Raw genomic sequence first — 26,340 nt, 5'->3', positions numbered from 1 at the left:
CGACTTTCTACTATCCATTTTTAATAAAAAAATGGTATACTGATAAATACAGCACGATTAAGGCTGATTTAGTTAAAAAGTTAAATAGAATCGATTCAACTAATCGATCATGAAAGAAGGGAAACACATGTCATTTGATGGTATTTTTACTCATGCGATGGTAAATGAATTAAGCGAAGCATTAAAAAATGGACGAGTGTCAAAAATCCATCAACCTTATCCAAATGAAATAGTTGTTGTTATGCGAGCAAATGGGAAAAACCACAAACTACTCCTATCCGCTCACCCAAGCTATGCACGTATTCAACTAACAGAGATTCCTTATGAAAATCCTAGCTCTCCTCCAAATTTTTGTATGATTATGAGGAAACATCTTGAAGGAGCTATTTTAGAAGATATTCAACAAGTAGGAAATGACCGCGTTATTCATTTTAGGTTTAAGAGCCGTGATGAAATTGGTGATGTTCAAAATGTTATCTTGATTGTAGAATTGATGGGCCGACACAGTAACATTCTTCTGATCGAGCAAGATACACAGCGTATTTTAGATACAATCAAACATGTACCTACGAGTCAAAATTCATTCCGTTTTATTATGCCTGGTGCTACTTACCAATCTCCACCTCACCAAGACAAACTGAATCCCTTTGAAACAAGCAGTTCTGAATTAACTGAATTAATAACAGCTTTTGAAGATCCAGATTTGCCTTACGAAAAAAGATTGCAGCAAATTTATCAAGGGATCGGTGCGGATACGGCAAAAGAACTCTTTTACCGTAGTGAAAATAATGTAGAAAACTTATCGGTCTTATTTGATTCATTTATGGATACTGTGCGCAGTGGAAATATCTCTCCGACCTTAACGCAGGGTTCTAAAAAAGAATTTTTCACCCCGCTTCCTTATCTAAGCATCGAAGGAGAACATGTAGGTTATCCTTCTTTAAGCAAACTGCTTGATAAGTACTACGAGAGTAAAGCCGACAGAGATCGTGTTCAGCAGCAAGGATCAGATTTAATTCATTTGATTCAAGTCGAACTTCAACGAAATAAGAAAAAAATGAAAAAACTTCAAAAGACGCTTGATGAAACTGAATTAGCCGATGAATACAGAGTCCAAGGTGAATTGTTAACCGCTTATCTCTATAAAATGACCAAAGGACAAAAAGAAGTTACGTTAACCAATTTTTATGATAATGAAAAACCTATGACGATTTCTCTTGATCCTAGAAAAACACCTTCTCAAAATGCCCAAAAGTACTTTTCAAAATACCAAAAATTAAAAAATGCCATTGCCTATGTCAATGAGCAAATGCGCTTAACTAAAGAAGAAATCGATTATTTGGAGTCTGTCTCAACACAACTAGAATTAGCTACTCCAAAAGATATCGCTGAGATTAAAGAAGAATTGATACAACAAGGCTATATGAAGAAAAAGAAATCTAAGAAAAAACAAAAACAAGCTAAATTAAGTCAACCAGATCTTTATCGTTCTTCCGATGGCACACCAATTTTAGTAGGGAAAAACAATTTGCAAAATGATCAATTAACACTTAAAACTGCTCGAAAATCAGATATTTGGCTGCACACCAAAAACATTCCAGGTTCACATGTGATCATTCAGTCTGCTGATCCTAGTGAAGAAACAATTTTAGAAGCGGCTAATATTGCTGCCTACTTCTCAAAATCACAGTTATCTGCATCTGTTCCGGTAGATTATGTCGACGTAAAAAAAATTCGAAAACCGAATGGAGCAAAACCTGGATTTGTGATCTATGAGGGTCAACGTACAGTCTATGTTACCCCAGATAAAGAGTTAGTTCATCGCTTAAAAGAATGATTCTTACACTTATTTTTAAACTTAAAAGTAACGCATCCCTACTGTAATACTATGGATGCGTTACTTTTTTAGTTGATCGACCAATTCACTGGATCTTTTTTCCATTCTTGTAGCAATGCTATCTCATACTCTTTAATTATTCCTCTTTCAAATGCTGTTTCAATCAAAGCAGAATAATGAGTTAATGTAACTAATGGAAGCTTGTTTTTTTCGAAATTTTCTATTCCTTGCGGCAGCTCATAATTAAAGATGGCTGCTACACCTAAAATATTTGCTCCTTCACTAGCTGCTGCCTGCGCAGCTTCAATGACACTTCCGCCTGTAGAAATCAAATCTTCGATTACAACCATTTTTTGATTATCCGCTATTCGACCTTCGATTTGATTCCCTTTACCATGATCTTTTGCCTTGCTCCGAATGTATACCATAGGCAGGTCAAGCAATTCTGCTACCCATGCAGCATGTGGAATGCCTGCAGTAGCTGTTCCAGCAATAACTTCTACATCTGGATAATGGGTAGTAATCATTTTAGCTAACCCTTGTGCTATTTCTCGTCTTACGGATGGATAACTCATCGTAATGCGATTGTCACAGTATATCGGACTTTTTATTCCACTGGCCCAAGTAAAAGGAATTGTTGGATTTAAGCTTACTGCGCCAATCGATAGTAGTTGTTCAGCAATTCGTTTTTCACTAGTCATGCTCATTATTGCCTCCTTGCCATTGTTCTTTTATTGTATGATAGGCAGCCACTGGGTCCTCTGCTTGTGTAATAGGACGGCCAACAACAATCATAGATGAACCATTTTCTCTAGCACTCGACGGCGTAGCAATTCTTTTTTGATCGCCAACAGTTGATCCTGCTGAGCGTATACCAGGTGTAACACATAAAAATTCTTTTCCAGTAGATTCCTTGATACTTTTTGCCTCTAGAGCTGAACAAACAACACCGTCTAAACCAGCTGACTGAGTTAATTTAGCGTAATGAAGAACACTTTCCATTAAGGATACAGGAATCAACTGGTCTTGCTGCATCATGGTTTGTGTTGTAGATGTCAATTGAGTGACCGCAATCAATTTAGGCGGTTGAGCGCTTGTTGGAGTACCTGAAAGTAATCCCTCCATTGCAGCTTCCATCATGGATTTACCGCCAGCAGCATGAACATTGATCATATCAACGCCCATGGCTGCTATTCCCTTCATTGACCGTTGAACAGTGTTCGGGATATCGTGCAGTTTTAGATCTAAAAAAACATCATGCCCTAATTGTTTAAGATCCGTCACAATTTCAGGACCATTTTGGTAAAACAGTTCCATACCAACTTTAATAAATAACGGTTCATCCTTAAACTGGTCTAAGAAATGAGTTACTTGAGATAACGTTGAGAAATCTAAGGCAATGATAGGTCTACTTTTCATCTCTTTGACCCTCCTTTACTTCTTTCACTAGCGATTCAATCGACTCAATACCGAGTTCATCCATTCGTTTAGGTAAAGCTTCAATCAATTCTTTGCAAATCATAGGATTAGCATAATTAGCTGTACCAATTGCAACTGCGCTAGCGCCGGCCATGAACATCTCCAACACATCATCCACGGTTGAAATACCGCCCACTCCAATAATCGGTATGGAGACTGCACGAGAGACTTGATAGACCATCCGGATAGCGATCGGCTTGACAGCTGGACCGGAAAGGCCACCTGTTTTATTTGCTAAGATTGGTCTTTTGGTCTCAACATCAATACTCATTCCCAATAAGGTGTTAATCATGCTGATACCGTCTGCCTCACCTTTTTCAGCAGCTTGAGCGATTTCGACAATATTGGTTACATTTGGGGTTAGTTTAATATAAATCGGAACCGTGGAAACAGCTTTTACTGCTTTTGTGATGTCGTACACTGATTCAGGTTTAGAACCAAACGTTAACCCGCCTTCTTTGACATTGGGGCAGGATACATTGATTTCAAGTGCACGAACGGTTGGTGATTGACATAATTTTTTTGTAACTTCAATATATTCTTCAACTGTTTTACCGGCAACACTAGCAATGATGGGTGTATCAAATTTAGCTAACAACGGTAATTTCTCAGCTACGATCACGTCCACTCCGGGGTTTTTTAATCCTACCGCATTTAAAACGCCATTTTCCAAGTGATGATAACGGGGATTCGCATTTCCTTCTCGTGCATCAATTGTCGTTGACTTAATAATAATGGCTCCTAATACAGTGTAGTCATATTGATCCAAATAGAGTTCACCAAACCCAAATGTTCCACTGGCTGGCATAATAGGATTTTTCAAATCTAACCCTGGTAATTTTACTGCTAAGCGATTCATTTTCTAACCCCCGTTTAATTCTTTTTTATCTTTAGTCGAAAAAATCCTTGTTTTATAGTGGGCTGGTCATAAAATTACGCGACTCAAGCACATTAAGAATAGCCGATACTGTATCGAGTGACGTTAGCAAAGGAATGCCTTGTTCAATGGCCGTTTTCCGAATGATTTCTCCATCGTTGACCACTCCAATTCCGGTAGTCATCGTATTGATTACTACTTGAATGGCGTTTCCTTGAATGAGGTCCAAGACTGTTTCATCGGTATCTTGCTGTAGTTTAGCCACGATTTGAACCGGCAAGTGGTGCTCGGCAAAAAACTGTCCTGTTCCTTCAGTTGTCACGATTGTATAGCCAATGTCATAAAATCGCTTAGCTAGAATTAAGGACTCTTCTTTGTCTTCATCGGAAATCGTAAACAATACTGTTCCGTGATCATGCAAATGCATGTAGCTTCCTTCAAAGGCTTTATAAAGTGCCTTCTCCATCGTTGTATCACTTCCCATGACTTCTCCTGTAGATTTCATCTCTGGTCCTAATAAAGCATCTACTTTTTGCAGTTTCGTAAACGAGAACACTGGAGCTTTTACGTGAATCAAAGCCGACTCTTTATATAACCCATCCTTGTAACCTTGTGCCTTAAGAGATTGGCCTAAAATTGCTTTAGTTGCGACTTGAGCCATTGGAATCCCTGTAACTTTACTTAAAAATGGCACAGTCCGACTTGCCCGAGGGTTAACTTCTATCACGTAAACCGTGTTGTCATGAAGGACAAATTGAACGTTCATCATACCGATACAATTCAAACCAAGCGCCAAACGAGTGGTGTAATCCACAATTGTATCTTGGATTTCTTTTGATAAGGATTGAGGTGGATAGACCGCCATCGAATCCCCAGAATGGACGCCTGAACGTTCGATGTGTTCCATGATCCCAGGGATAAGAACGGTTTCCCCATCGCAGATAGCATCTACTTCAACTTCTTTTCCTACTAAGTAACGATCGATTAATACAGGATGTTCTGGAGAAGCCTTTACCGCATTTCGCATGTAATTTTCTAAATCTGGCTGAGTATCGACAATTTGCATGCCCCGGCCACCTAAAACGTAACTCGGACGAACTAAAACGGGATATCCAATCCGATCCGCAATGACTACGGCTTTACTTTCGGTTGTAGCCGTATCCCCTAAAGGTTGAGGTACCTGTAGTTCATTCAGTGCTTGTTCAAATAGATTTCTGTTTTCTGCGCGATCTAAATCTTCTACACTCGTTCCTAATAATGTAATCCCCATTTTCGTTAGAGGTTCTGCCAGATTAATAGCTGTTTGCCCTCCGAACTGAACAATAACTCCTATCGGCTGCTCTAGGCGAATGACATGCATGACGTCTTCTAGTGTCAAAGGTTCAAAATAAAGTTTGTCTGAAATGGAGAAGTCCGTTGAAACGGTTTCCGGATTGCTATTCATAATAATCGCTTCATATCCTGCTTGTTGGATGGCTTTAACAGAATGGACCGTAGCATAATCAAACTCCACTCCTTGTCCGATTCGAATGGGACCTGATCCTAGTACTAAGACAGATTTTTTATCTGAGACAATGCTCTCGTTTTCTTCTTCATACGTACTATAAAAATAAGGCGTATTGGAATCGAACTCTGCAGCACAAGTATCGACTGTTTTATAAACAGGGACGATATCGTTTTCGTAACGCAACTCCATAACCTCACGCTCATCTGTTTTCCATAACTTTGCAATAGCGTTATCTGAGAAGCCGTACTCTTTTGCCGTAGTCAGTACATCAATAGCCTGTACATTTTCTTTTAGTTCATCTTCCAACTCCACAATATGAAGCATTTTATCTAAGAAAAACAAATCGATTTTGGTTAAATTAGCCAAGTCTTCAATCGTGTACCCACGTCGTATGCCTTCTGCTAAATAGAATAAACGATCATCTTCAGCTTTAATGATTTTTTCAATCAATACTTCATCCGTTGCTAGTGATGCTTCTTCTAACAAGATATGAGAGACGCCTATTTCAAGTGAACGAACCGCTTTTAATAAGGCTTCTTCAATTGTCCGACCGATTGCCATAACTTCTCCTGTAGCCTTCATTTGCGTTCCTAATCTTCGGTCACCTTGTTCAAACTTATCAAATGGCCAACGCGGAATTTTTGCGACGACATAATCTAAAGCCGGCTCGAATTCAGCATACGTTGTTCCGGTCACTGGGTTTTTCATTTCATCCAACGTTAAACCAACAGCGATTTTTGCGGCTAGCTTAGCAATTGGGTAGCCTGTTGCTTTACTTGCTAAAGCTGAGGAACGACTGACACGTGGATTTACTTCAATGATGTAGTAGTTGAAGCTATCTGGATCGAGTGCTAGTTGGACATTGCACCCTCCTTCAATACCTAAAGCGCGAATGATTTTTAATGAAGAGTCGCGCAACATTTGGTGTTCTTTATCGGTTAAGGTCTGCGTCGGAGCAAAAACGATGGAGTCTCCTGTATGTATTCCAACAGGGTCAAAGTTTTCCATGTTACAGACAACAATCGCATTGTCATTTTTGTCCCGCATCACTTCGTACTCGATTTCTTTGTATCCCGCAATACTGATCTCGACAAGACATTGGTTGACTGGCGATAATTTCAATCCATTTTTAACGATTTCCTTCAACTCTTCCTCGTTATCACAAATTCCTCCACCAGTTCCTCCCATTGTAAACGCAGGGCGAACGATTAAGGGGAAGCCAATTTGTTCAGCGAACGTCAATGCTTCTGCAACGGTATGAACGATCTCACTTTCAGGAACGGGTTCATTCAGTTCTTTCATCAATGTCCGAAACAGATCTCTGTCCTCAGCTTGATCGATTGCACTTAATTTTGTTCCCAGCAATTCGATGCCCAACTCTTCTAGTATGCCAGAATTGGATAATTCCATCGCCATATTCAGTCCTGTTTGACCACCTAATGTGGGTAAAATGGCATCTGGACGTTCCTTACGCAGGATTTGTGAAACAAATTCTAACGTAAGGGGTTCAATGTACACTTTGTCGGCAATTTCTTTATCCGTCATAATGGTTGCTGGATTTGAGTTGACCAATACGACTTCATAACCTTCTTCTTTTAATGCTAGACACGCTTGAGTACCTGCGTAATCAAATTCAGCTGCTTGACCAATAACGATCGGTCCTGATCCAATAACCATGATTTTAGTTAAGTCTATCCGTTTAGGCATTCTTTTTTGTCTCCTTCCAAGCATCCATTAATTCCATAAATTGATCAAATAAGTGAGCTGCATCATGTGGCCCAGGTGCTGCATCTGGATGATACTGGACACTGAAAACTGGATGATAGCGGTGCTTGACCCCTTCGACTGTTCCGTCATTCAATTCGATATGTGTCACAAGCAGTTTTTCTTTATCAATCGAAGCTGCATCAACGGCATAGCCATGATTTTGTGACGTGAAATCAATTCTTCCTGTTGCGATTTCTTTCACCGGATGATTAAATCCGCGGTGACCAAACTTCATTTTGAATGTACTGGCTCCATTTGCTAAAGCAATCAATTGGTGACCTAAACAAATTCCAAATACTGGGAATTTTTCTTGGATTTCTTGGATCATGGTCAATACTTGTGGCAACGATGTAGGATCTCCTGGTCCATTGGTCAACATGACCCCATCTGGTTGTAGACTCAATATGGTTTCAGCACTTGTATTGTATGGCAAAACTGTCACGTGACAGTCCCGTTGATTTAATTCGTTCAAGATACTGTGCTTCAGTCCAAAATCAATGACAACGACGTTTTTTCCCTTTCCAGGGCTCACATAAGAACGAGTCGTAGAGACTTGGGCAACCTGATTAGAAGGCAGCACAGTGGCTTTTAATTGATCAAAAGCATGCTTAAGATCATCTTCTGCATCAATGATCATTCCACGCATGGTGCCATGTTCACGGATGATCCGTGTTAGCTTTCTTGTATCGACACCGGCTAAACCAGGGATTTTTTTATTTTTTAAAAATTCATCTAAACTCATTTGACTTCTCCAGTTGGAAGGAACGCGGGCAAATTCTTTTACGATGACCGCTTTTGTTGTGGGATCAATCGATTCATAATCGTCACGATTGATTCCTGCATTTCCAATCAATGGATAGGTGAAAACCAACATTTGACCATTGTATGACTGATCCGTGATTGATTCTTGATAACCGGTCATTCCGGTTGAAAAAACGACTTCCCCAGTTGCGTCACTTGCCGCCCCAAATCCTTTTCCTTTAAAAATACTTCCATCTTCTAGCAGCAATAATCGATTCATTGTACGAATCCCTCCTGATAAACTAATTTCCCATCAACGAATGTCATTGTGGTCGTCCCTTTAACAGACCATCCTATAAAGGGTGTGTTTGTGGCCAAAGAAAGAAAGTCTTCGGCTAATATCTCTTTAGGCGTTGAGAGATCGAAAAAGGCTAAATCAGCTTTTTGACCGACTTCAATCGTTCCACCGTCTAAATGAAAGAGCTTTGCTGGTTTATAGGCCATCCAATCAATCAATTGAGCAAGGGATACAATACCTTTTCCTACTAGGTGTGTGTAGAGTAAGGAAAAAGCTGTTTCACTGCCTACGATTCCAAAAGGCGAATCCACCATTCCACCAGCTTTTTCTTCTTTGCAATGTGGGGCATGGTCAGTTGCGATGATATCGATTGTGCCATCCAACAAACCATCGATTAAGGATTGGCGGTCTTCTTTCCCTCTCAAGGGAGGATTCATTTTATAGATACTGGTATCATTTGGAATGTCATCTTCTGTCAATAATAAATGATGGGGTGCAACTTCAGCAGTCACATGGATACCCGCACGTTTTGCATCACGGATGACTCTTACGCTTTCCTTCGTTGAGACATGACAGACATGGTAATGAGCGCCAGTTGCTTCACTGAGCAAAACATCACGTGCAATTTGACTTGCTTCAGCCACATTCAAAATCCCCGGCAGTCCTAATGTTTTATTGCGTGTTCCTTCATGCATGACACCTCCAAATAATAAGGAATCATCTTCTGTATGCGCTACGATAATGGTGTTGTTTTTTGCGGCTTCTTTCATAGCTAAATACATCGTACCTGCTGTCTGAACTCCTACTCCATCATTGGTAAAAGCAAATGCTCCAGCTTCTAACAACTCTTTTTGGTTGGTTAAGGTTTCACTCCGTAGCCCCATTGTGATTGGCGCATACTGTTTGACCTTTACCACAGCATCTCGAGCAATCTTTGCTTGAAGAGTGTGCATTTTCTCAGCTGTATCCGGTTCTGGTTGAACATTGGGCATAGCGCAAACGGTTGTGAATCCGCCACGTGCGGCTGCCATCGTTCCAGTCTTAATGGTTTCTTTATACGAAAACCCTGGTTCTCTTAAATGAACATGGACATCAATCAAGCCCGGAGCAACGAATGCTCCGCGTGCATCGATAACCTTATCCGTCTCTTGGATAAGCGAGGTTAAATCTGATCCAATAGCTTGGATCAGTTCTCCATCGATTAATAGTTCAATGGGCTGATAGTCTTCATTTTTGGTTAACATCACGGCATTTTTAATCCAAATCGTCATGGCTTCATCTCCTGAGGTAAATTTATAAAGGTGTTTTGCTGTTCGCTCTTCCAGCTATGATGGCTTCTAAAATCGCCATTCTTGCGTAAACGCCATTCGACATTTGAGTTACGATTCGTGATCGCTCACACTCGACCAGTGAGCTTTGTAACTCCACATCACGGTTGACTGGTGCAGGATGCATCAAAATTGCGGAAGGCTTCATATTCTTTTCGCGTAATTCGTTAATGCCATATTGATCTAGATAGCTGGCGATCAATACATCATTATAAGATTCATGGCGTTCATGCTGTACACGTAAGAGCATGATCACGTCGGCTTCACAAACAAGGTCATCCACTGTCGCGTATTGCCCGTACTCTTTAAAAGAATCATCTATCCATTCAGTCGGACCAGAGAAGAAAACCTCTGCACCTAGTCGTTTTAACATGTGCATATTTGATTTAGCGACTCTAGAATGCTTTAAATCTCCAATGATAGCAATCTTTAAGCCATCAAAATGGCCGTATTCTTCGTAAATGGTCATTAAATCCAGTAAACATTGGCTGGGGTGTTGTCCTGTTCCGTCTCCACCATTAATGATGGAGCATTTAATGGATGGGCTATTGATCAGTTCCGTATAAAAAGCTTCTTTACTGTCACGAATAACGGCAATTTCCGTTCCAAGTGCTGACATAGTTAATACCGTGTCGTAAAGGCTCTCTCCTTTTTTGATGCTGCTTGTTGAAGGTTCAAAGTCAATGATTTCGATGCCCAATTTTTTTTCAGCCATTTCAAAACTTTTGTGTGTGCGCGTACTGTTCTCAAAGAATAAATTCACCGCGTAAAGTGGCTCTAATACTTGAGCAGAGATGATCCCTTTTTTAAATTGCGACGCCCGATGGATCAACGTTAGAACCTCTTCATTTGTTAGATCTTCTACTGAGACAAAATGGTCTAAAGAAATTGTTGCAGAAATTTTTTCCATTGTCTTTTCCTCCTTATCATTTTTAAAGTCTAGTGGAGTAGAAATTTGTATAAAAAAAGAACCTAAAGTTTTGTGAAGAACTTTAGGTTCTAGAATAATTCCCCTTCTGCTTGTACAGCACTTCCAGTATGGAATCAGGGTATAATTATAGTAGTGACCTTATTAGTCTCACGGGACTAATTTAAAGTTTCACTTAGCTTTATTTAGTTATTTTTTGGATGAGCACATGATCTTCGCCATCCAGTTCTTGAACGCCAACTTTAATTTGTTCTTCTAAGGAAGTTGGAATATTTTTCCCAACAAAATCGGCACGAATCGGCAATTCTCTGTGCCCTCTATCAACTAATACAGCCACAGAGATTTTACTCGGGCGACCGATGTCCATCAGTGCATCTAGCGCAGCCCGAATTGTCCGTCCAGTAAACAATACGTCATCAACTAGAATGACTTGCTTGCCTTCGATTGAAACTGGAATATCTGATCCATTTATCGTTGGTTCATTATTGCCGTTCGTTTCATGGACGTCATCTCTATAAAGTGAAATGTCTAACTCACCTACAGGAATCTCCACATTTTCTAATTGTTTCATGCGTTCAGCAATTCGTCTTGCAAGGTAAATGCCACGCGTTTTGATTCCAACTAGAACCAAATCTTCAATTCCTTTGTTTCTTTCGATGATCTCATAAGTGATTCGAGTCAACGCACGTTTTACAGCAGCTTGATCGACTACTTCTACTTCTGATTTGATTGACATATCTTCCCCTCCAACTTTTCATATCGCTTTAATAGGATTGGCCAATAAAAAATGCCCTCCTAACCTTTAATGGTCAAAGAGGGCATATTACTGTTGAGTAAATATAAGAGAAGGCACGTTTACCTTTTCTTATTATGCTCCTTCTTAGTCTCACAGGACTAGGATTAAAGGATAAGTTTATTTTTCTGTCACTTATGACTATATAGAACGTCTCTAAAAAAGTCAAACAAAAAATTTAGCTATTTCTTAAGTTGTTTAGTGTATCTTCAAATAATTTCGGTAAAGGTGCTTCAAAAGTTAAAAATTCACCAGACGTTGGGTGTTTAAAACCTAATGTCGTTGCATGCAAAAATTGTCCCTTACCTTCTAATGTTTTTCTTGGTCCATAGATTGGATCTCCTGCTAAAGGATAACCAATGTATTTCATGTGCACCCGAATTTGATGTGTTCTACCCGTTTCTAATTTCAATGAAACCAATGTAAAATCTTTAAAGCGTTCAAGAACGGTAAAGTGCGTTACAGCTGCTCTTCCACCATCAATGATATCTTGCTTTTTGCGGTCTTGTTTTGAACGCCCAAGTGGAGCATCAATCGTTCCTTTTTCATGAGGGATCACACCATGTACTAAGGCAATGTATTCTCTTAAAGACGTTTTGTCTTTTAATTGCGCAGCTAATTTTTCATGCGCAGCATCATTTTTAGCAACCATTAACAAACCTGAAGTATCCTTATCGATACGGTGAACGATTCCTGGACGTATCGTTCCGTTGATACCAGACAAATCAGTGATATGGTACATCAATGCGTTCACTAATGTTCCAGTTTGATGACCAGCAGAAGGATGAACAACCATTCCCTGTGCTTTATTCACGACTACGACATCTTCATCTTGATAAACAATTTCGATTGGGATATCTTCTGCAAGTACTTCTAAAGAAACAAGCTCTGGTTCAATAATAGCAATCTCGTCTCCTGGTTGTACTTTGTAATTGGCTTTCAACTTTTCTCCATTGACAGAAACGTTGCCTTCTTTGATCCATTGTTGGATGTGTGAACGTGTAATAGACGGCAATAAGTCTGTTAAGACCTTATCTAAGCGACCTGATTCTTCGTTAATAATAAAATTATGTTCTTGTAACATGTTTGATCTCCTTCTTTAAACCCTTAATTTATCTTTAACTAGTGGTTTAGTGTTTCTTTTTTTCATTTCTTTCGTCTATGAAAACAAAAATAATCATTAAGAATACTCCAATACTTAAAGACATATCGGCTACGTTAAAAATCGGAAAATTTATAACTTCCAAACGAACCATGTCAATAACATATTCAAATCGAATACGATCAATAAAATTTCCTATTGAACCAGCTAAAATAAGTGCTAAAGCAACTGAAAATAATCGACTGTTTTCGCCATATTTTTGCAAATAATAAATAACAACGCCAATTACTATAACCGTTATAATATAAAAGAACCACATTTGGCCTTCTAAAATGCTCCAAGCAGCTCCGTCATTTTGAATATACATCCATGATAAGACATTTGGAATAACTTCTACAATTTCATATAAGTCAATATGTTGCACGGTTAGAAATTTAGTGAACTGATCAACGGCCACTATTATGGCTGCCAAGATATAATATATAAACATATTAGCCCTCTCTTTATCTCATTCTGGTTTTCACTTACTTATCTATTTTACATGATTCTATACCTAAGAGATAGTTTTTTCTTTTTTCCTCTTTAATATTAAATAACTGGTCATATTGCTTTAGAAAGCGGGAAGCGTTTGCTATAATGGTAGGAGTTATTGATTAAATAGAAACGATAAAATGTGCTTTTTTCGTTTGTTTTTTCTTTAATTTGATGTTGTCTAAATTAAAAAAGGAGTTTTGTGTACAATGAAAAAAAGATATTTAGTAACAAATTTATTTGCCGTTTCATTATTCTTAACAGCTTGCGGCAACGATGATGTTGCAAAAGCCTTGGAATCCACCACATCTGTCGAGACTCAAAATGAACAGATTGTAACAGAATTAAATGCCATTGCAGAACAAGAAGGAAACTTACAGGGATCGTTTGAAAGCACGCTTTCTGAAGACGCTTCTTTAAGTACTCTAGCAGATAAAACTTCTGCTGTTTTTGAAAACGTGGAGACCCGTTCCTCTACCCTTTCCGAGCTAAAAGAAACGGTTTCGGCGATGAAAGAAGAACAAGCTCTCTTAGAAGAAAAAACAAGCGATAAACTACCACAAGAAGAACTAACGGCATTATCTACAAATATAGAAAATTTGACCGCTAGTTTAGAAGAATACATTGCTCATTATGAAACAGTGTTGGCCGAACAGGAGACATACTTTTCAGATTTAGGCAAAGAAGATGCCACCTATGAGACCCTTACTGCCGGTATGGAAACTATTAACGAATCTGATGCTGAAATAAAAACATTGTTGGCTAAACTTGATCAACAGCTTATTGCTGTGCAGGATGCTCAAGCTAAATCTAAAGCTTCTCTTAACGAGTTAAACGAATCATCTAAATAAGCACATCATAAAGGAGTCTTTAAAAAATGAAAACTATTTTATTAGGCGTATCTCTTATGAGCGCCCTTATCTTAAGCGGATGTCAAACTGCTGATACAGCAGCTGAAAGCTCAGCCACTTCTTCAAACACAAGTGAGTCTCAATCAAGTAGCACGGAAGAATCTTCTACAAGTGAAGAAAGCAGTGAAGCTCAAAGTTCAATAGAGTCAATGGAGGAGCCAGCTGATACACAAGAAGCGTTTCGATACCATATCAATCCAACTACCTCAGTTGTAGAACCAATAGATGAAGCTGTTGACCCAAAAGTAGCTCTTTTAACTTTTGATGATTCTCCTGATCAGCATGCCGTAGAAATAGCTGAACAATTGAAAGCAATCAATGCCCCTGCCATCTTCTTTGTTAATGGTATGTACATAGAATCAGATGAAGGTAAGGCAAAGCTGAAACAAATTTATGATATGGGATTTGAAATCGGAAACCATACTCAAACACATCCCAATTTAAGTACCATCAGTCCAGAAAAACAACGTGAAGAAATTTTACAGACCAATCAATTGATTTATGAAGTAACGGGTGAAAAACCACACTTTTTTCGCGCCCCTCATGGTGTAACAACTGAAACATCTGATGCTGTAATGGCTGAAGAAGGAATGGTTTCAATGAACTGGACATATGGATACGATTGGGAAGCAGATTACCAAACAAGTGAATCCCTATCTGATATCATGTTAAACACAGAATATTTAAACAATGGTGCAAACTTATTGATGCATGATCGTTCATGGACGAATGAAGCGGTTGTTTCCATTGCTGAAGGTTTAATCGAAAAAGGGTTTACCTTAGTTGACCCTAATCTTATTGAATCACCTGAAAGAGAGGAATAAAAAAATATGAAAAAAAGTGCATCATTTTGGCTTGGATTACTAGCAACAACGAGCATCGGTTTCGCTCCTCTTGCAGTATCAGCTGAAGAAAATCCCGAACCAACTTTACTAGAAATCAATTCAGAACCAATCCTCAGCACACCCGCTGAGTTTCCTTCACAATTTGCTTACGATAGTGGCATCACTATTGAATATCCTGAGAATGGCGTAAAAGGAATTTATGTGACAGCTTATTCTGCTGGTGGAACAGATAAAATGAAAGAATTGATTAATTTTGTTAATACCAGTGGGCTAAATGCTATGGTCATTGATGTCAAAGACGATGTTGGGAAAATGACAATGAATCTTAACTCTGAAAATGAAATTGTTCAAAAAAGTACTGAAGAGTTTGTGACTGATTCCTCAGCAATGATGAAACAATTAGAAGAAAATAAAGTCTATCCTATCGCTCGTGTTGTTGTTTTTAAAGACACTTTACTAGCTGAAGCTAAACCAGAACTTTCTTTCAAAAAAGCGGATGGCAGTGTTTGGAAAAATGGAAATGGCGATGCTTTTGTTAATCCTTTTTCTAAAGAAGTTTGGGACTACAACGTTGAAGTGGCTAAACAAGCTGCTAAAATGGGATTCAAGGAAATCCAATTTGACTATGTTCGTTTCCCAGAAGGTTTCGAAAATGAGAGTGATTCATTGACCTATACACGCGGCGATTATGAAACAAGTGAATTAGATGATGTTCAACAACGCGTTGAAGCGGTAACTGATTTTGTTGAATACGCTCGCGAAGAATTAAAACCATATGACGTTGAAGTGTCCGTAGACATTTTTGGTTATGCAGCTACAGTTCCCGAAGCTCCTGGTATTGGACAAAACTTTGCTAAGATTTCTGAAAATGTTGATGTTATTTCATCAATGATCTATCCGAGTCACTGGAATTCTTACTTTGGTATCAGCAAACCTGATTTAGAACCCTATAAATTAGTTGCTGAATATATGAAAGTAGAAAACAGCCTTTTAGCAGGATTAGATACGCCCCCTCAATCCAGACCTTGGATACAAGATTTTACAGCTTCTTACTTAGGTGCAGGAAATTACCAAAATTATGGTGCCGCACAAGTTGAAGACCAAATAAAAGCTTTACACGATGCTGGCGTAAACGAATTTTTACTATGGGACGCATCCAACAGTTACACTGAAGGCGTTAATTACAATATGGAATAAAACGACTTATTTTTACCTTTCTCAAAGCAATAAACAAAGAACCCCCTCTTATTTGTAGAGGAGGTTCTTTGTTTATTGCAGGGATTTATGGCAATACTAATTAAATGACAATTAAACAATTACTGTTTTGATTTAATTCTTTTTTTGACTCTTAAAAGTTCAATTATAGTAAGTGCTATAGCAGTATATAATCCTCCACCGCTGAATTTTTTATTGACTTGATACTCTACTGCAATACCAATAAAACTAGTAATTACCATTATTGATATAGCATGAGTATACGGGTGTTTTTCTGTAAACTCTTTGTATTGATTAAACATAAATACACCTCTAATTTATTTCGATACTTCATTCTATATTTTAACTAAATTTATTCGTTTACTAGAAGTAGTATCTTATTTCTAAATGCCTTTTGACTCAGGGATTTTATTTTTTTCTATTTAATTAACATCCTCTATCGTTAGTTTTTGATCTGGCGTAAAACTAATATAATCATAAATTTCTTCACCATTTACAAAGTTGTGATAACCTATTTCAGCTATATAATAATCAATGGATTCATCATTCAATTGCTGTTGGATTGTCTTACTTTGCTCCAGCATTTGTTCTTTTGTCAAATCAGTTTTTTCAAGTCCTATCATAATATGAATAGGCTTTGGTGTTTTCAACTGTGGCGTCCAGTCCTCAGCAACATTGCCGTAAACTTCTACATCTGTTGAGACTCCATCGATTTCCGGAACTTTTTCCTTTAGAAGCGCTAGGATATACTGCTCTGCCTCCGTATTTAATTTTTCTGAAGCCTCTTTATCTATTTTGGATAGGTGAATCGTATCGCTAAAAACTTCATATGGTTCGTAAGCGGAAACATCGAATGGATAGGTGGATTCAACTCCTATGGAATCCTTTGTGACTACATTAAAACGAAACGTGCCATCGACCCAGCCATACTCTGCCGACCGCTTGATTTTGTAATCCATTTCCGGATACGTTTGTTCTAAAAACTCTTCCAGACTCTCCTTTGACTTATTTTTCTCAATGGGATTTCCGTTCATTTTTATATAAGCAAACACTACGATGGCAATTAATGAGATTGCAATCACACTGTAGATTAGTCTCTTTTTCATAATTAATTTCCCTCCGTTAGTTTAAGAATACAAAAGCCGATGGCAATTCCGATAAAAGTAAACACCAAATTTAAGATTAATGAAAAAAAGACTAGTGATAGCCCATCTGTAAAACTACCAATGGGGAAGTCACCAAACAAATCTGTCATGTATATCAGGCAGTTCCAAATGAAAGTCGGCACGCCTGCAAGCAACACGGCAACTAGGACCGAACGGTAAAACAGATACGTAACTGCCCCCAAAATAGTATAGGTCAGGATAAATCCTGCATTATCATTCATAACAGTTGTACTCATCGCTAACATAAATGCAATCGCCACAAAGAAAATTTGGACCGTCGTTAACCGCAGGGTTATTTTTCGGATCATCTTTTTGGAAGACCCACTTGGTTTTACTTCCGCAGGTAGAGGTAGAGGAATATGCGATTTTTTTGCAATTTGCCTACATTCTTGGCAACTTTTCAAATGCTCCTCGATAAAGTCTTCTGTATCAGGATGCAATAACTTTTCTTCGTATAATGGTAAAAGATCTTGCAAAATTGCACAATCTTTGTTCATAATGTCACCTCCATTAGTTTTTGAACCTTCAATTTCAATCGATGAAAGGTCACACGCGCATAGTTTTCTGATTTTCCTATCAATGATCCGATTTCTGTAAAACTCAGCTCTCCATATATGCGCAGCAACACGATTTCTCTTGCAGCATCATCCAATTTCGAAATGTGGTGCAAAAGTATTTTTGTATCTTCATTGATTTCCGCCAATCCTTCTAGTGAATGAATTTCAGTTTCTGGAATTATTGCGAGTTTTTGCATTAAGCTCTGCTGGTACTTATTTTTGCGGTAATACTTTTTCAATAAGTTAATTGCAATCGAAAATATCCACGTCGATAAGGTAGAATGACTATTAAAAGAGGTTATATTTTTACACGCCTCATAAAAAGTGTCTTGGCAAAGATCTTGAGCAGTCGTCTGATTTCCTGTCTTAGCATAAAAGAATGCGTATATTTTTGGATAGATCTTTTCATATTCTTCATCAAGCCTATTCATAGCTGCCCTCTCTTTCTTGCTGTTCTTAGTATTAATACCCCGACTTTCTATTTCGTTACAAATTTTTCAAATTAATTTATCTTTTACCTATCATTCTATAACTTTTTATTAACGAACGTTTTAAAACATTTTGTAAACCTCGAACATAGATTAAAAATAAGAGACCTCAATCGGTAAAAAAGATAAATTTTGGTCCAATGAACCGAAATCTTGTGTATTTATTTCCTTCGTATTTAAACAACTTCTTCTAATGGTTGGTTTTATGTAAACTTTATATATCTGCAGATAAAAATATTATTTTTGTCTTTTATTATAGAAATAAATTGCTGATCCTATGATTTGAATCACTAACCCAATTAAAATGAAGTAACTACCTTGATTAAAATCTTCAGTCGCTATTACTCTGATGTATCCAATTAAAATAATACTTAGTCCACTAAACTTATAAAAATTTTCTGATTTAAACGTAAGAAGCACACCTTTCTCTAACTCATTTCCTACTGTAATAGGTTTTATGTTAACTTAGATTTTTTGCATATATATTAAAAAGTCATGATTCCAATAATTGCAAAAATCAGCATAATTATTATTACAGTAGCAATGAGTATTTTTACAGTTCTTTTTTGCATGTTGTCCCCTTTTTTATCTTTTAATTTTTCTAAGCAGAACCACTAATTAGTCTGTTTTTTCCATCAGTAACTTTCAAATTTTAAGTTCCAATTTGAATGATTAATCCTTTAACTGTTCAAAAATTTTTTAATACAGTAAAAATAGCAACACTAAAAATAAAGATAGTCAAAATTAATAACCTATTTTTTTCGTTATTTTTTTATTATGATATCTCGCATAGCCATTATCCTAGCTTGATAGTTCATAATCATATTATCTATCTTATCTCACGAAACAAACAGAACGCAACAGTTTACATAGTAGCAACTATTAGGTGCTAAAAGGCAACTAATAGCTTATAGTAAATGATCTTTACTTTCGGTATGATAGAACAAAGAAAGACAGAAGGAGGAATAATTATGGCCTTAGGAGAACGATTGAAGGCAAGTAGAGTTAATAAGGGATATTCGCAAGGAGATGTAGCAGACCATTTAAATATATCAAGACAATCCATTTCAAAATGGGAAAATGGCAATAGTTATCCTGATTTAGATAATTTAGTAAAATTAAGTACGTATTACGAAGTTTCGATAGACGAATTATTGAAAGAAAATCAAGAACTTAAAAAAAAAACAGAACAAAATGAAGTTAAAATAGAAGAAAATGTTCAAAAATTAAATTTCATTCAGGGAACAAGCGAAAAGGATGAGGGCTTAATTTTGTTAGTTCTTTCTTTTTTGGGCTTCTTAATTACTCCTTTAGGCTTAATCACCTCTCCCTTATTAATTGTTAGAAATAAACAAACAAATACACTATATAAGTTTGTTTACATAGCGTGTATTTGTTGTATTACTTACAATTTATTTATAGGGTATGGAATTTTAAGTGATATTTTTGGTTGGGGAACAACCACTGTTGAATATCTAGGTGAATAGTCCTTAATAGGTTATAAAATACTGTTTTAGCATAACTAATAAAAATAATTTAGAAACATATTACGATTTAAGAGTTGAATTCACCTATTAAGTAAAGTTAATACTAATGCTATGACGAATAATAAAATGTTTATATATCGAATAATTAAATAATATTTAGGTAACGATTTATGATTCTCTTTTAATTCAATAATACTTGTAGTTATGGCAATCAAAAGAATACCAATATTCCCTTCTATATGTTCAGGATAAAAAATAAAACCCGTAAAAGCTGCTATAACTATTAGTCCTAATAGGATAGTTTTCAAATTATAATTAATGACTACAACTATTTCAAGTACACTGTATATCTTAGGTATTCTTTTATAGTTCATCCAAATGTTATAACTAGTAGCAGGGATAGCTATTATAAGTAATATAATAAAAAAACTTATTTTTGATTATGGAGAAACGAGTCAACTTTTCAATGAATTAAGCCACGCACCAAGGTATGTACTTGGAGTACTTATCCTTACTATTGTGGTAGTATGGCTGTTTATTAGTTTGATAATTGGAGGAGTATTAATTATTTCAGATGTCTCTAGAAGATAATGATTTTCATTTACTACAGTAGTTTACGAAGTAAATGAAAGATCAAACTACTATCAACTATTTCAGTATCACTATACGTTTTTAGTTATCTAACTCTCAATTATGGAAGGTCTTTCTAGAACTAACTTTATTTTTTTAATCTTCCCATACATAATCTAAAAAAAATGTAGTTAGAATTTCTTCTTTAGGTCCTTGATCAATAAAAAAACGACTATAAACTTCAGCATTGTTTGTAAATGTCATTTCTGAATCAATCTCAAAAATATCAATAATTTTTACTACTTCCCAATATACAACTGTCTCATCTGCAGCTTTGTATGGGAGTTCATAATTACTTTTATAAATAAGTTCTTTTAGATTGCTATTATTAATTTCTTCTTCGAAATTGTATAGAACTATTTTATTTTCAAAACTTTCTCTAGGTGTTTTATCAATTTGATTAAATGACTGTAATAAAATATTTATAGAAAATTTCCCAATCATTTTTTAAATCTCCCATCTTGTAATTTTATTAAAATTTAAATTTGTGAATATGGAGGAAATATAACTTGTTTTACAGAATAGTAGATACTCTAAATGAAAAAGATTATTTAAAGATAATAGACTGTTTAAAAAATTTTTCTCAAGAAATGGTTATAGTAGAATATCCTACGGAAAATAATACTATAATGAAAATCAAAACTAAACTTAATGAATTTAAAATTGAAACAAAGTGGCTTACAAAATGGCCAGGAACTAAACTTCCTAGAAAAAAAATAAAAGCTAAGGCAGACATATATAACTACAATAAATTTAGTTATAATATACTCAAAAACTCAACTTCATTAATTAGTGAAGAACAAGAAAATGATATAGACGTTTTTTTTCTAAAAAATAGAAATTGTATATTCTTCTCTGTAATACATGAAGATATACATGTTATAACTGATCCGAACTTAGCGGAAAATATAAAACTATTAGGATATAAATTAGACAAGATACCTATTTTTAATTTATCATTTGTATAATTTTTTCTTTAACTAAGAAAAAATGTACGGGATATAAAAAGTTAAAAACCTAATTTTAAATTCAATAAAGTTTCACTAATTTTATCTTCATTGATTCCAATGTAACGCTTCGTAATTTTCTCGCTGCTATAACCGAATATTTCCATCAGTGTGGCCACTTCTTTGTTTTCTTGTAATAGTTGTAACCAAAAGTCTTGCGCAGTGTGTGCGTGCCTATATTGTCTCTTCCTAACAGCTTCGCGACCTTTTGAAACATCAGATAGATCGTATTGACTTCTAAGTGACTGCCTTTGGTGCTGGGAAACAAATAAGCCTCTGCTTCTAAATCATTTATTTAGTCTTGTATCAAGTCCTGTAGACTACTCAAATATAAAATACGGGTTTTACCTGTTTTTTTTTCTCGACGATTCGGGGATTTTTTGAGGAGGTAAGGTCTTGTTTCTTTAATTTAACGATATCGGACATGCGTAAACTGCTATTAATGCCGATTAAAAACAGAAAAACATCCCATGCTACATTTTTATTGCGTCTTAAACAGAATAAAAAGTTGTTTATTCATTGTTGAGTTCTTAATGGTTGGACGTTGTAACTCATTTAAAAGCCCTCTCCCCTCACAAAGTGATACATTATTTTGTTTATCGTACCACACAATCATGTATTGGAGGACGCTATAAAAAAAGAAGCCTATTGGAATAGGATTCCCTATATACGTTTTTATCCAATTTCATGTATCTATAAAATTATTTTTTATGATCACTAATGTACTCCATAAATAATTGAATATCTTTATCCGATTTGAAGAAACTTTTAGGTAGGATAATCGCTTTGTTTCTAGAAAGGTACATCAGAAACATATCTTTGTATACTTTCATTTTTATAAAATCATCCCATTTATACTGAGAATTAAATCTTTTAGATACTTGGTTAATCTCGTTACTGCTTATATTGTACGCTATCTCACTTTTTATTAACTGATCACTTTTAAACTCTCTAGAAACTCGAAAGAAAATAATAGCAACTACCAAAATGATATAAAGTAAGGTAGTTACCAAAGCTAACATAAAAATTTCTATCGAAAAGGAATCAATACCAATAATATTAAAACTATTATAAAAAAACATGAAAAACAAAAAGCCAATTACAGTACAAATAGATAAATACGTTCTCTGATGTTAAAAATTATACTTAATATATTGGGAAAACGTTAATTTTCCTTTGGCTATAATTTCATTATTGTCTTTTTGATTCATAGCATACACCTCTTAAATGTTATTTTTGGAATTAAGCAGCTCCCAACAACATATTTCTTCATTTTACGTGGATAGAATTACTTTAACAAAAATTAACTATCTAATACATGAATTTATACAATTTCATGTATTGTTTACTTGCTGAATATTTACCCTTCTTTTCTCTCTCTTTTTTCATCTATTTTATTTTTTATAAAGTAAGTAATGGGGATAGATACAAACAGAAGTCCTGAAAAAAATTGAGTAACGCCTTCATTTATTTTTCCATTTATCATTATTTCTTCAGGTCTAACTAAAAAAGTTTGATAAGTTGTATATAGGCCTAACAATCCTACAATTAAAAGTAGCCAAGAGTAGCCTTTTTTATCATCTTTTTTACGAAAATAGGCATTATGATAGACACTTATATTCGCAAAAAAGATGGCGACTACAAACATTATAATCAACATTTCTATCTCTTTGTTTGCTCCCCATTGAAAATTAAAAAATAAGCCAAGGATATAATTTAGTGCTAATAGACTGATTAAATAAATAAACGAATAATAGCCATATTTATATCGCATTAATTTCTGATATTCATCGTATTGTTTCATGTTTATTCCTCCCAAAATAAATCGTTTAAAGTTAAATCTAATTTTTTACAAATCTCTCTACACAAATTGATTGTCGGATTGTAATCTCCTCTTTCAATCGCGCTGATGGTCTGTCGAGTAACATTGACAGCATTTGCCAATTGCTGTTGAGATAGATCATTCTTTGCTCGTGCTGCCTTTAATCTTAAATTCTTAGCCATATTATTCCTCCTGATATGACAAATATAAATTACATTAAGTAAAGTATATCATTTATTAAAAACAATACAATAGTTTAAATAAATCGGCAGTTTTTTTATTTTTTTACTGTTATTATATCCATTAAAGAGTTCAAAAATGATGAAATTATCGTATAGTTCAATAAAAAAAGAACCCTGCTAAAACAAGGTTCTGGATACATGAATCTATGAAAAATAGTGTATTAATAAGGATTATTTTTTATTATCTTTTAAAAATTGTTTAAATTGTCTAATATCTTCAGTGTTTTTAAAGAAAGTTTTAGGTATTATTATTGCTCTAGTTTTAGAAAGATACAATAAAAAGAGATCCTTCTGTTCTTTAATCGTTATGAAATCGTTCCAGTAGTAAGTTGCTGTTACTTTTTGAGTTACTTGGCGAATACTATTACTAGTTAAGATATAAGTCATTTCTTGTCTTATTAATGAGTCATTTTTATACTCTCTAAAAAATTTAAAGAACATGCCTAACAGTATTAAAAGAACATAAATTAATGAGCTTAATAAGACTAGTATATAATCAAAAATTGATAAATAATGAACATTTATAATGTCTAAGCCATTATAAAGAACTATAAACATAGGTAAACTAACTATACTTACAATGGAAAAAGTTTTTCTCTGACGGTACATAATAAATTTCATATACTGAGCAAAAGCTAAACTACCTTTTGCTGTAATCTCCTTGGATTCTTTTTGATTCATCATATACACCTCTTAAATGTTATTTTGGAAATTAAGTAATTCCCAAAAACGTATTTTTTCATTTTACGTAGATTAATTTACTTTAACAAAAAATAGCTATTAGATATATGAATTTATCCAATTTCATGTATTAAAAACGATATTCTCTTGTTATTTATTATTAGCAATTAAAAGTTTAAAATGTTGTTTATCTTCTTCTGTCTGAAAACAGCGTTCCGGAATAATTTGAGCTTGCGTATCTGAAATATAGAGAAGAAATAAGTCTTGGTATTCTTTTATAGAGTTATAGTCGCTCCAAGACATAAAAATAGAGCATCGCTCTCTAGAAGCTTCAAGTCCTTTTAAATCAATTTTATAAGTAACGTTTTCTTTTAACAAACGATCTTTTTTAAATTTCTTTCTGTACATCCAAATGGTACGATAGAAGCTTAGAATAAGGACAAATAAAGTAGCAATAATTGCAATAACTAAGCTTGATAATTGGTTTTGACCAAAAGATAATAAATAGAACGCAGTAACTAATATAAAAAAAGTGCCAAAATAAAGAATAAGAATATTTTTTTTAACTAGATATAAACTAGCTCGTACATATTCTTTCTCGGAAATATCAACATTGACATAAATCTCTTTTTCCTTTGCAGAAAAATCAGTCAAATTATAACCTTCTTTCCATACTTTTTTGTAATAAATTTATTATATCGTATTGATAGATAAATCTAAATCACTCTACTTTTAAGATGAAAAAGAACCTTTGTTTAATAAGGTTCTTAATACATATTTTTGTACAATTTCATGTATTTTTTATTTTTTTAAGTATACTTTATCAGAAATTATATGTTTTGATATTAATTCTTTGAATAGGTTTATATCTTTTTTAGAAGTAAAACATCTCTTTGGTAAGGTAAAGGCTGTATACGCAGAATAATAAAGAGCAAAGTCTTTTTTTAGTTCTTGAACTGAATAAAAATAATTCCAGTCTTGGTGGGTACATTCTTGTGCTGTGGTTAAACTAAAACCTGAATCATTAAATTCAAGTAATACCTCTTCACTTAAACTGTAATTGCTTCTAAACTCTTTTTTTGCTTTATAGATTAAACCAACAAGCGCTAAAGGAATGACAAGAAATAAGATAACTAGAGCAGAAAAAGTCATATTCATTAGTAACGGAATGTCAGTTAATACATAAAAAACGAGTATATAAAGAAAAAAACCACATGTTAAAATTATTAAACTAGTTTTCATTTTCATGTACAAGAAAAAACGGATATACTCTTTTTCTTTCAATGCTAATTTCACAATAATACTTTCATCATTATTCATAAACTACCTCCTTATAAAATAAGCAAAAAAAATTTAAATCGTCTATTGCATTTAGTATTGCAACGATAAACTAGGCTTTGTTTAATTAAAAAAAATAATAATATATCAAAAAAAAACCTTGATTAATAAAGGTCCTAAATGCATGAATCTATACAATTTCATGTATTACTTTTTTTTGAAGTATACCTTATCAGAATTTATATGTTTTGAGACTAATTCTTTAAATAGAGAGATATCTTTTTCAGAACCAAAGTAACTCTTGGGTATTGCAAATGCTAAAGCTTTAGAAAAATAAACAATTAAATCATGTTTGATTTCTCGAACTGAGTAAATACGATCCCAGTCACGATGACTATTCCCATTTGAAGCACTTAAATTAAGTCCTAAATCGTTTGTTTCAACCGTGAGTTCTTCTCTTAAATCATGGTCACTTCTAAATTCTTTTTTTGCTTTATAACTTACAGCAAAAAAAGAGAGTGGAACAACAATTAAAAGGACAGATAATGCAGAAATAATAAAATTCGTTAGCAACGAAAGATCCGTTAAAGTAAATAAATAGATTATTAATATTAAAAAACCGCTAATTAAAACTTTTATAACATATTTCATTCTCATATATAAGAAAGTTCGAGTATACTCTTTTTCTGTTACAGAGAATTTAACTAGAACATTTTCTTTGTTATTCATAAACTACCTCCTGATAAAATAAGTAAAAAAATTTAAATCATCTGTTACTTTTATTATAGCAAAGATAAAATAAGCTTTGTTTAATTAAAAAAAA

At 34.8% G+C, this 26,340-nt stretch carries 28 protein-coding genes and 1 pseudogene; 6 read left to right on the top strand and 23 right to left on the bottom strand.

The window, feature by feature from the left end:
- Positions 1 to 127 precede the first annotated feature (127 nt).
- Positions 128 to 1,837: an NFACT RNA binding domain-containing protein gene (locus ACKI3H_RS06200; protein WP_407371419.1), complete on the top strand. Its 1,710-nt coding sequence runs from the start codon at positions 128 to 130 to the stop codon at positions 1,835 to 1,837.
- Between the two features lie 68 nt (positions 1,838 to 1,905).
- Here ACKI3H_RS06200 and pyrE read toward each other — a convergent pair whose 3' ends face one another.
- From pyrE to lspA, 10 genes are all read right to left on the bottom strand, one after another.
- A complete protein-coding gene (gene pyrE, locus ACKI3H_RS06195) occupies positions 1,906 to 2,538 on the bottom strand; it encodes an orotate phosphoribosyltransferase (protein WP_407371418.1) in 633 nt (210 codons plus the stop codon).
- The gene (pyrF, locus tag ACKI3H_RS06190) at positions 2,531 to 3,256 is read right to left on the bottom strand and encodes an orotidine-5'-phosphate decarboxylase (RefSeq protein WP_407371417.1); all 726 of its coding nucleotides are present in this window, start codon (positions 3,254 to 3,256) and stop codon (positions 2,531 to 2,533) included. The genes pyrE and pyrF overlap by 8 nt, the downstream gene beginning before the upstream one ends.
- Positions 3,246 to 4,175 carry a dihydroorotate dehydrogenase gene (locus ACKI3H_RS06185; protein WP_407371416.1) on the bottom strand — a complete coding sequence of 310 codons (930 nt, stop codon included), beginning with the start codon at positions 4,173 to 4,175 and terminating at the stop codon, positions 3,246 to 3,248. The genes pyrF and ACKI3H_RS06185 overlap by 11 nt, the downstream gene beginning before the upstream one ends.
- Before the next feature lie 52 nt (positions 4,176 to 4,227).
- The gene (gene carB / locus ACKI3H_RS06180; protein ID WP_407371415.1) at positions 4,228 to 7,407 is read right to left on the bottom strand and encodes a carbamoyl-phosphate synthase large subunit; all 3,180 of its coding nucleotides are present in this window, start codon (positions 7,405 to 7,407) and stop codon (positions 4,228 to 4,230) included.
- Entirely contained in the window at positions 7,400 to 8,488 is a 1,089-nt protein-coding gene (locus tag ACKI3H_RS06175; protein WP_407371414.1) for a carbamoyl phosphate synthase small subunit, read from the bottom strand. The genes carB and ACKI3H_RS06175 overlap by 8 nt, the downstream gene beginning before the upstream one ends.
- Positions 8,485 to 9,777, bottom strand: a complete 1,293-nt coding sequence (locus ACKI3H_RS06170) for a dihydroorotase (protein WP_407371413.1) — start codon at positions 9,775 to 9,777, stop codon at positions 8,485 to 8,487. Before ACKI3H_RS06170 ends, ACKI3H_RS06175 begins: the two co-directional genes overlap by 4 nt.
- A gap of 22 nt (positions 9,778 to 9,799) precedes the next feature.
- A complete protein-coding gene (locus ACKI3H_RS06165; protein ID WP_407371412.1) occupies positions 9,800 to 10,744 on the bottom strand; it encodes an aspartate carbamoyltransferase catalytic subunit in 945 nt (314 codons plus the stop codon).
- A 199-nt stretch (positions 10,745 to 10,943) separates the two neighbouring features.
- Positions 10,944 to 11,498, bottom strand: a complete 555-nt coding sequence (gene pyrR / locus ACKI3H_RS06160) for a bifunctional pyr operon transcriptional regulator/uracil phosphoribosyltransferase PyrR (protein ID WP_407371411.1) — start codon at positions 11,496 to 11,498, stop codon at positions 10,944 to 10,946.
- 235 nt (positions 11,499 to 11,733) lie between these two features.
- On the bottom strand, positions 11,734 to 12,639 hold the full coding sequence (locus ACKI3H_RS06155; RefSeq protein ID WP_407371410.1) for an RluA family pseudouridine synthase: 906 nt from the start codon (positions 12,637 to 12,639) through the stop codon (positions 11,734 to 11,736).
- Between the two features lie 46 nt (positions 12,640 to 12,685).
- Positions 12,686 to 13,147, bottom strand: coding sequence for a signal peptidase II (gene lspA / locus ACKI3H_RS06150; protein ID WP_407371409.1), 462 nt, complete (start codon positions 13,145 to 13,147; stop codon positions 12,686 to 12,688).
- Positions 13,148 to 13,397: 250 nt separating this feature from the next.
- Here lspA and ACKI3H_RS06145 point away from each other — a divergent pair, with 250 nt between their 5' ends.
- From ACKI3H_RS06145 to ACKI3H_RS06135, 3 genes are read left to right on the top strand one after another with little or no spacing between them, the layout of a single operon-like run.
- Positions 13,398 to 14,039 (top strand): YkyA family protein, encoded by a 642-nt coding sequence (locus ACKI3H_RS06145; RefSeq protein ID WP_407371408.1) that lies wholly within the window; start codon positions 13,398 to 13,400, stop codon positions 14,037 to 14,039.
- A 26-nt stretch (positions 14,040 to 14,065) separates the two neighbouring features.
- Complete coding sequence (locus tag ACKI3H_RS06140; RefSeq protein WP_407371407.1) at positions 14,066 to 14,923, top strand: polysaccharide deacetylase family protein; 858 nt, start codon at positions 14,066 to 14,068, stop codon at positions 14,921 to 14,923.
- Positions 14,924 to 14,929: 6 nt separating this feature from the next.
- On the top strand, positions 14,930 to 16,141 hold the full coding sequence (locus tag ACKI3H_RS06135) for a putative glycoside hydrolase (RefSeq protein WP_407371406.1): 1,212 nt from the start codon (positions 14,930 to 14,932) through the stop codon (positions 16,139 to 16,141).
- Between the two features lie 119 nt (positions 16,142 to 16,260).
- Here the strand turns inward: ACKI3H_RS06135 and ACKI3H_RS06130 are convergent, their stop codons facing one another.
- The 4 genes from ACKI3H_RS06130 to ACKI3H_RS06115 form a co-directional block, all read right to left on the bottom strand.
- Positions 16,261 to 16,461, bottom strand: a complete 201-nt coding sequence (locus tag ACKI3H_RS06130; RefSeq protein ID WP_407371405.1) for a hypothetical protein — start codon at positions 16,459 to 16,461, stop codon at positions 16,261 to 16,263.
- 120 nt (positions 16,462 to 16,581) lie between these two features.
- On the bottom strand, positions 16,582 to 17,265 hold the full coding sequence (locus ACKI3H_RS06125; RefSeq protein WP_407371404.1) for a hypothetical protein: 684 nt from the start codon (positions 17,263 to 17,265) through the stop codon (positions 16,582 to 16,584).
- Positions 17,266 to 17,267: 2 nt separating this feature from the next.
- Entirely contained in the window at positions 17,268 to 17,822 is a 555-nt protein-coding gene (locus tag ACKI3H_RS06120; protein WP_407371403.1) for a zf-HC2 domain-containing protein, read from the bottom strand.
- Positions 17,819 to 18,313, bottom strand: a complete 495-nt coding sequence (locus ACKI3H_RS06115; RefSeq protein ID WP_407371402.1) for an RNA polymerase sigma factor — start codon at positions 18,311 to 18,313, stop codon at positions 17,819 to 17,821. The genes ACKI3H_RS06120 and ACKI3H_RS06115 overlap by 4 nt, the downstream gene beginning before the upstream one ends.
- A gap of 1,028 nt (positions 18,314 to 19,341) precedes the next feature.
- On the opposite strand from ACKI3H_RS06115, the gene ACKI3H_RS06110 reads away from it, so the two are divergent.
- The gene (locus tag ACKI3H_RS06110; protein ID WP_407371401.1) at positions 19,342 to 19,857 is read left to right on the top strand and encodes a helix-turn-helix domain-containing protein; all 516 of its coding nucleotides are present in this window, start codon (positions 19,342 to 19,344) and stop codon (positions 19,855 to 19,857) included.
- Between the two features lie 726 nt (positions 19,858 to 20,583).
- On the opposite strand, the gene ACKI3H_RS06105 is transcribed toward ACKI3H_RS06110, so the two are convergent.
- Complete coding sequence (locus ACKI3H_RS06105; RefSeq protein ID WP_407371400.1) at positions 20,584 to 20,931, bottom strand: hypothetical protein; 348 nt, start codon at positions 20,929 to 20,931, stop codon at positions 20,584 to 20,586.
- Positions 20,932 to 20,996: 65 nt separating this feature from the next.
- On the opposite strand from ACKI3H_RS06105, the gene ACKI3H_RS06100 reads away from it, so the two are divergent.
- Positions 20,997 to 21,455, top strand: coding sequence for a hypothetical protein (locus ACKI3H_RS06100; protein WP_407371399.1), 459 nt, complete (start codon positions 20,997 to 20,999; stop codon positions 21,453 to 21,455).
- 41 nt (positions 21,456 to 21,496) lie between these two features.
- On the opposite strand, the pseudogene ACKI3H_RS06095 reads toward ACKI3H_RS06100, so the two are convergent.
- From ACKI3H_RS06095 to ACKI3H_RS06060, 8 genes and pseudogenes are all read right to left on the bottom strand, one after another.
- A pseudogene (locus ACKI3H_RS06095) lies at positions 21,497 to 22,010 on the bottom strand (tyrosine-type recombinase/integrase).
- A 185-nt stretch (positions 22,011 to 22,195) separates the two neighbouring features.
- Complete coding sequence (locus ACKI3H_RS06090; RefSeq protein WP_407371398.1) at positions 22,196 to 22,516, bottom strand: YcxB family protein; 321 nt, start codon at positions 22,514 to 22,516, stop codon at positions 22,196 to 22,198.
- Between the two features lie 338 nt (positions 22,517 to 22,854).
- Positions 22,855 to 23,298, bottom strand: a complete 444-nt coding sequence (locus tag ACKI3H_RS06085) for a hypothetical protein (protein ID WP_407371397.1) — start codon at positions 23,296 to 23,298, stop codon at positions 22,855 to 22,857.
- Positions 23,299 to 23,300: 2 nt separating this feature from the next.
- A complete protein-coding gene (locus ACKI3H_RS06080; protein ID WP_034537912.1) occupies positions 23,301 to 23,498 on the bottom strand; it encodes a helix-turn-helix transcriptional regulator in 198 nt (65 codons plus the stop codon).
- Between the two features lie 231 nt (positions 23,499 to 23,729).
- Positions 23,730 to 24,239 (bottom strand): YcxB family protein, encoded by a 510-nt coding sequence (locus ACKI3H_RS06075; protein ID WP_407371396.1) that lies wholly within the window; start codon positions 24,237 to 24,239, stop codon positions 23,730 to 23,732.
- 150 nt (positions 24,240 to 24,389) lie between these two features.
- Positions 24,390 to 24,893: a YcxB family protein gene (locus ACKI3H_RS06070; RefSeq protein ID WP_407371395.1), complete on the bottom strand. Its 504-nt coding sequence runs from the start codon at positions 24,891 to 24,893 to the stop codon at positions 24,390 to 24,392.
- A 147-nt stretch (positions 24,894 to 25,040) separates the two neighbouring features.
- Positions 25,041 to 25,559 carry a YcxB family protein gene (locus ACKI3H_RS06065; protein WP_407371394.1) on the bottom strand — a complete coding sequence of 173 codons (519 nt, stop codon included), beginning with the start codon at positions 25,557 to 25,559 and terminating at the stop codon, positions 25,041 to 25,043.
- A 165-nt stretch (positions 25,560 to 25,724) separates the two neighbouring features.
- Complete coding sequence (locus ACKI3H_RS06060; protein WP_407371393.1) at positions 25,725 to 26,246, bottom strand: YcxB family protein; 522 nt, start codon at positions 26,244 to 26,246, stop codon at positions 25,725 to 25,727.
- Positions 26,247 to 26,340: the final 94 nt, after the last annotated feature.

Source organism: Carnobacterium sp. (assembly GCF_045617425.1).
Lineage (GTDB): Bacteria > Bacillota > Bacilli > Lactobacillales > Carnobacteriaceae > Carnobacterium_B.
This window is presented reverse-complemented; position numbering and strand designations above follow the sequence as displayed.

Excerpts from the sequence above, each read along its gene's own strand:
- ACKI3H_RS06200 (WP_407371419.1), top strand. The coding sequence starts at position 128 with ATGTCATTTGATGGTATTTTTACTCATGCGATGGTAAATGAATTAAGC.
- pyrE (WP_407371418.1), bottom strand. The coding sequence starts at position 2,538 with ATGACTAGTGAAAAACGAATTGCTGAACAACTACTATCGATTGGCGCA.
- pyrF (WP_407371417.1), bottom strand. The coding sequence starts at position 3,256 with ATGAAAAGTAGACCTATCATTGCCTTAGATTTCTCAACGTTATCTCAA.
- ACKI3H_RS06185 (WP_407371416.1), bottom strand. The coding sequence starts at position 4,175 with ATGAATCGCTTAGCAGTAAAATTACCAGGGTTAGATTTGAAAAATCCT.
- carB (WP_407371415.1), bottom strand. The coding sequence starts at position 7,407 with ATGCCTAAACGGATAGACTTAACTAAAATCATGGTTATTGGATCAGGA.
- ACKI3H_RS06175 (WP_407371414.1), bottom strand. The coding sequence starts at position 8,488 with ATGAATCGATTATTGCTGCTAGAAGATGGAAGTATTTTTAAAGGAAAA.
- ACKI3H_RS06170 (WP_407371413.1), bottom strand. The coding sequence starts at position 9,777 with ATGACGATTTGGATTAAAAATGCCGTGATGTTAACCAAAAATGAAGAC.
- ACKI3H_RS06165 (WP_407371412.1), bottom strand. The coding sequence starts at position 10,744 with ATGGAAAAAATTTCTGCAACAATTTCTTTAGACCATTTTGTCTCAGTA.
- pyrR (WP_407371411.1), bottom strand. The coding sequence starts at position 11,498 with ATGTCAATCAAATCAGAAGTAGAAGTAGTCGATCAAGCTGCTGTAAAA.
- ACKI3H_RS06155 (WP_407371410.1), bottom strand. The coding sequence starts at position 12,639 with ATGTTACAAGAACATAATTTTATTATTAACGAAGAATCAGGTCGCTTA.
- lspA (WP_407371409.1), bottom strand. The coding sequence starts at position 13,147 with ATGTTTATATATTATATCTTGGCAGCCATAATAGTGGCCGTTGATCAG.
- ACKI3H_RS06145 (WP_407371408.1), top strand. The coding sequence starts at position 13,398 with ATGAAAAAAAGATATTTAGTAACAAATTTATTTGCCGTTTCATTATTC.
- ACKI3H_RS06140 (WP_407371407.1), top strand. The coding sequence starts at position 14,066 with ATGAAAACTATTTTATTAGGCGTATCTCTTATGAGCGCCCTTATCTTA.
- ACKI3H_RS06135 (WP_407371406.1), top strand. The coding sequence starts at position 14,930 with ATGAAAAAAAGTGCATCATTTTGGCTTGGATTACTAGCAACAACGAGC.
- ACKI3H_RS06130 (WP_407371405.1), bottom strand. The coding sequence starts at position 16,461 with ATGTTTAATCAATACAAAGAGTTTACAGAAAAACACCCGTATACTCAT.
- ACKI3H_RS06125 (WP_407371404.1), bottom strand. The coding sequence starts at position 17,265 with ATGAAAAAGAGACTAATCTACAGTGTGATTGCAATCTCATTAATTGCC.
- ACKI3H_RS06120 (WP_407371403.1), bottom strand. The coding sequence starts at position 17,822 with ATGAACAAAGATTGTGCAATTTTGCAAGATCTTTTACCATTATACGAA.
- ACKI3H_RS06115 (WP_407371402.1), bottom strand. The coding sequence starts at position 18,313 with ATGAATAGGCTTGATGAAGAATATGAAAAGATCTATCCAAAAATATAC.
- ACKI3H_RS06110 (WP_407371401.1), top strand. The coding sequence starts at position 19,342 with ATGGCCTTAGGAGAACGATTGAAGGCAAGTAGAGTTAATAAGGGATAT.
- ACKI3H_RS06105 (WP_407371400.1), bottom strand. The coding sequence starts at position 20,931 with ATGATTGGGAAATTTTCTATAAATATTTTATTACAGTCATTTAATCAA.
- ACKI3H_RS06090 (WP_407371398.1), bottom strand. The coding sequence starts at position 22,516 with ATGTTAGCTTTGGTAACTACCTTACTTTATATCATTTTGGTAGTTGCT.
- ACKI3H_RS06085 (WP_407371397.1), bottom strand. The coding sequence starts at position 23,298 with ATGAAACAATACGATGAATATCAGAAATTAATGCGATATAAATATGGC.
- ACKI3H_RS06080 (WP_034537912.1), bottom strand. The coding sequence starts at position 23,498 with ATGGCTAAGAATTTAAGATTAAAGGCAGCACGAGCAAAGAATGATCTA.
- ACKI3H_RS06075 (WP_407371396.1), bottom strand. The coding sequence starts at position 24,239 with ATGAATCAAAAAGAATCCAAGGAGATTACAGCAAAAGGTAGTTTAGCT.
- ACKI3H_RS06065 (WP_407371394.1), bottom strand. The coding sequence starts at position 25,559 with ATGAATAATGATGAAAGTATTATTGTGAAATTAGCATTGAAAGAAAAA.
- ACKI3H_RS06060 (WP_407371393.1), bottom strand. The coding sequence starts at position 26,246 with ATGAATAACAAAGAAAATGTTCTAGTTAAATTCTCTGTAACAGAAAAA.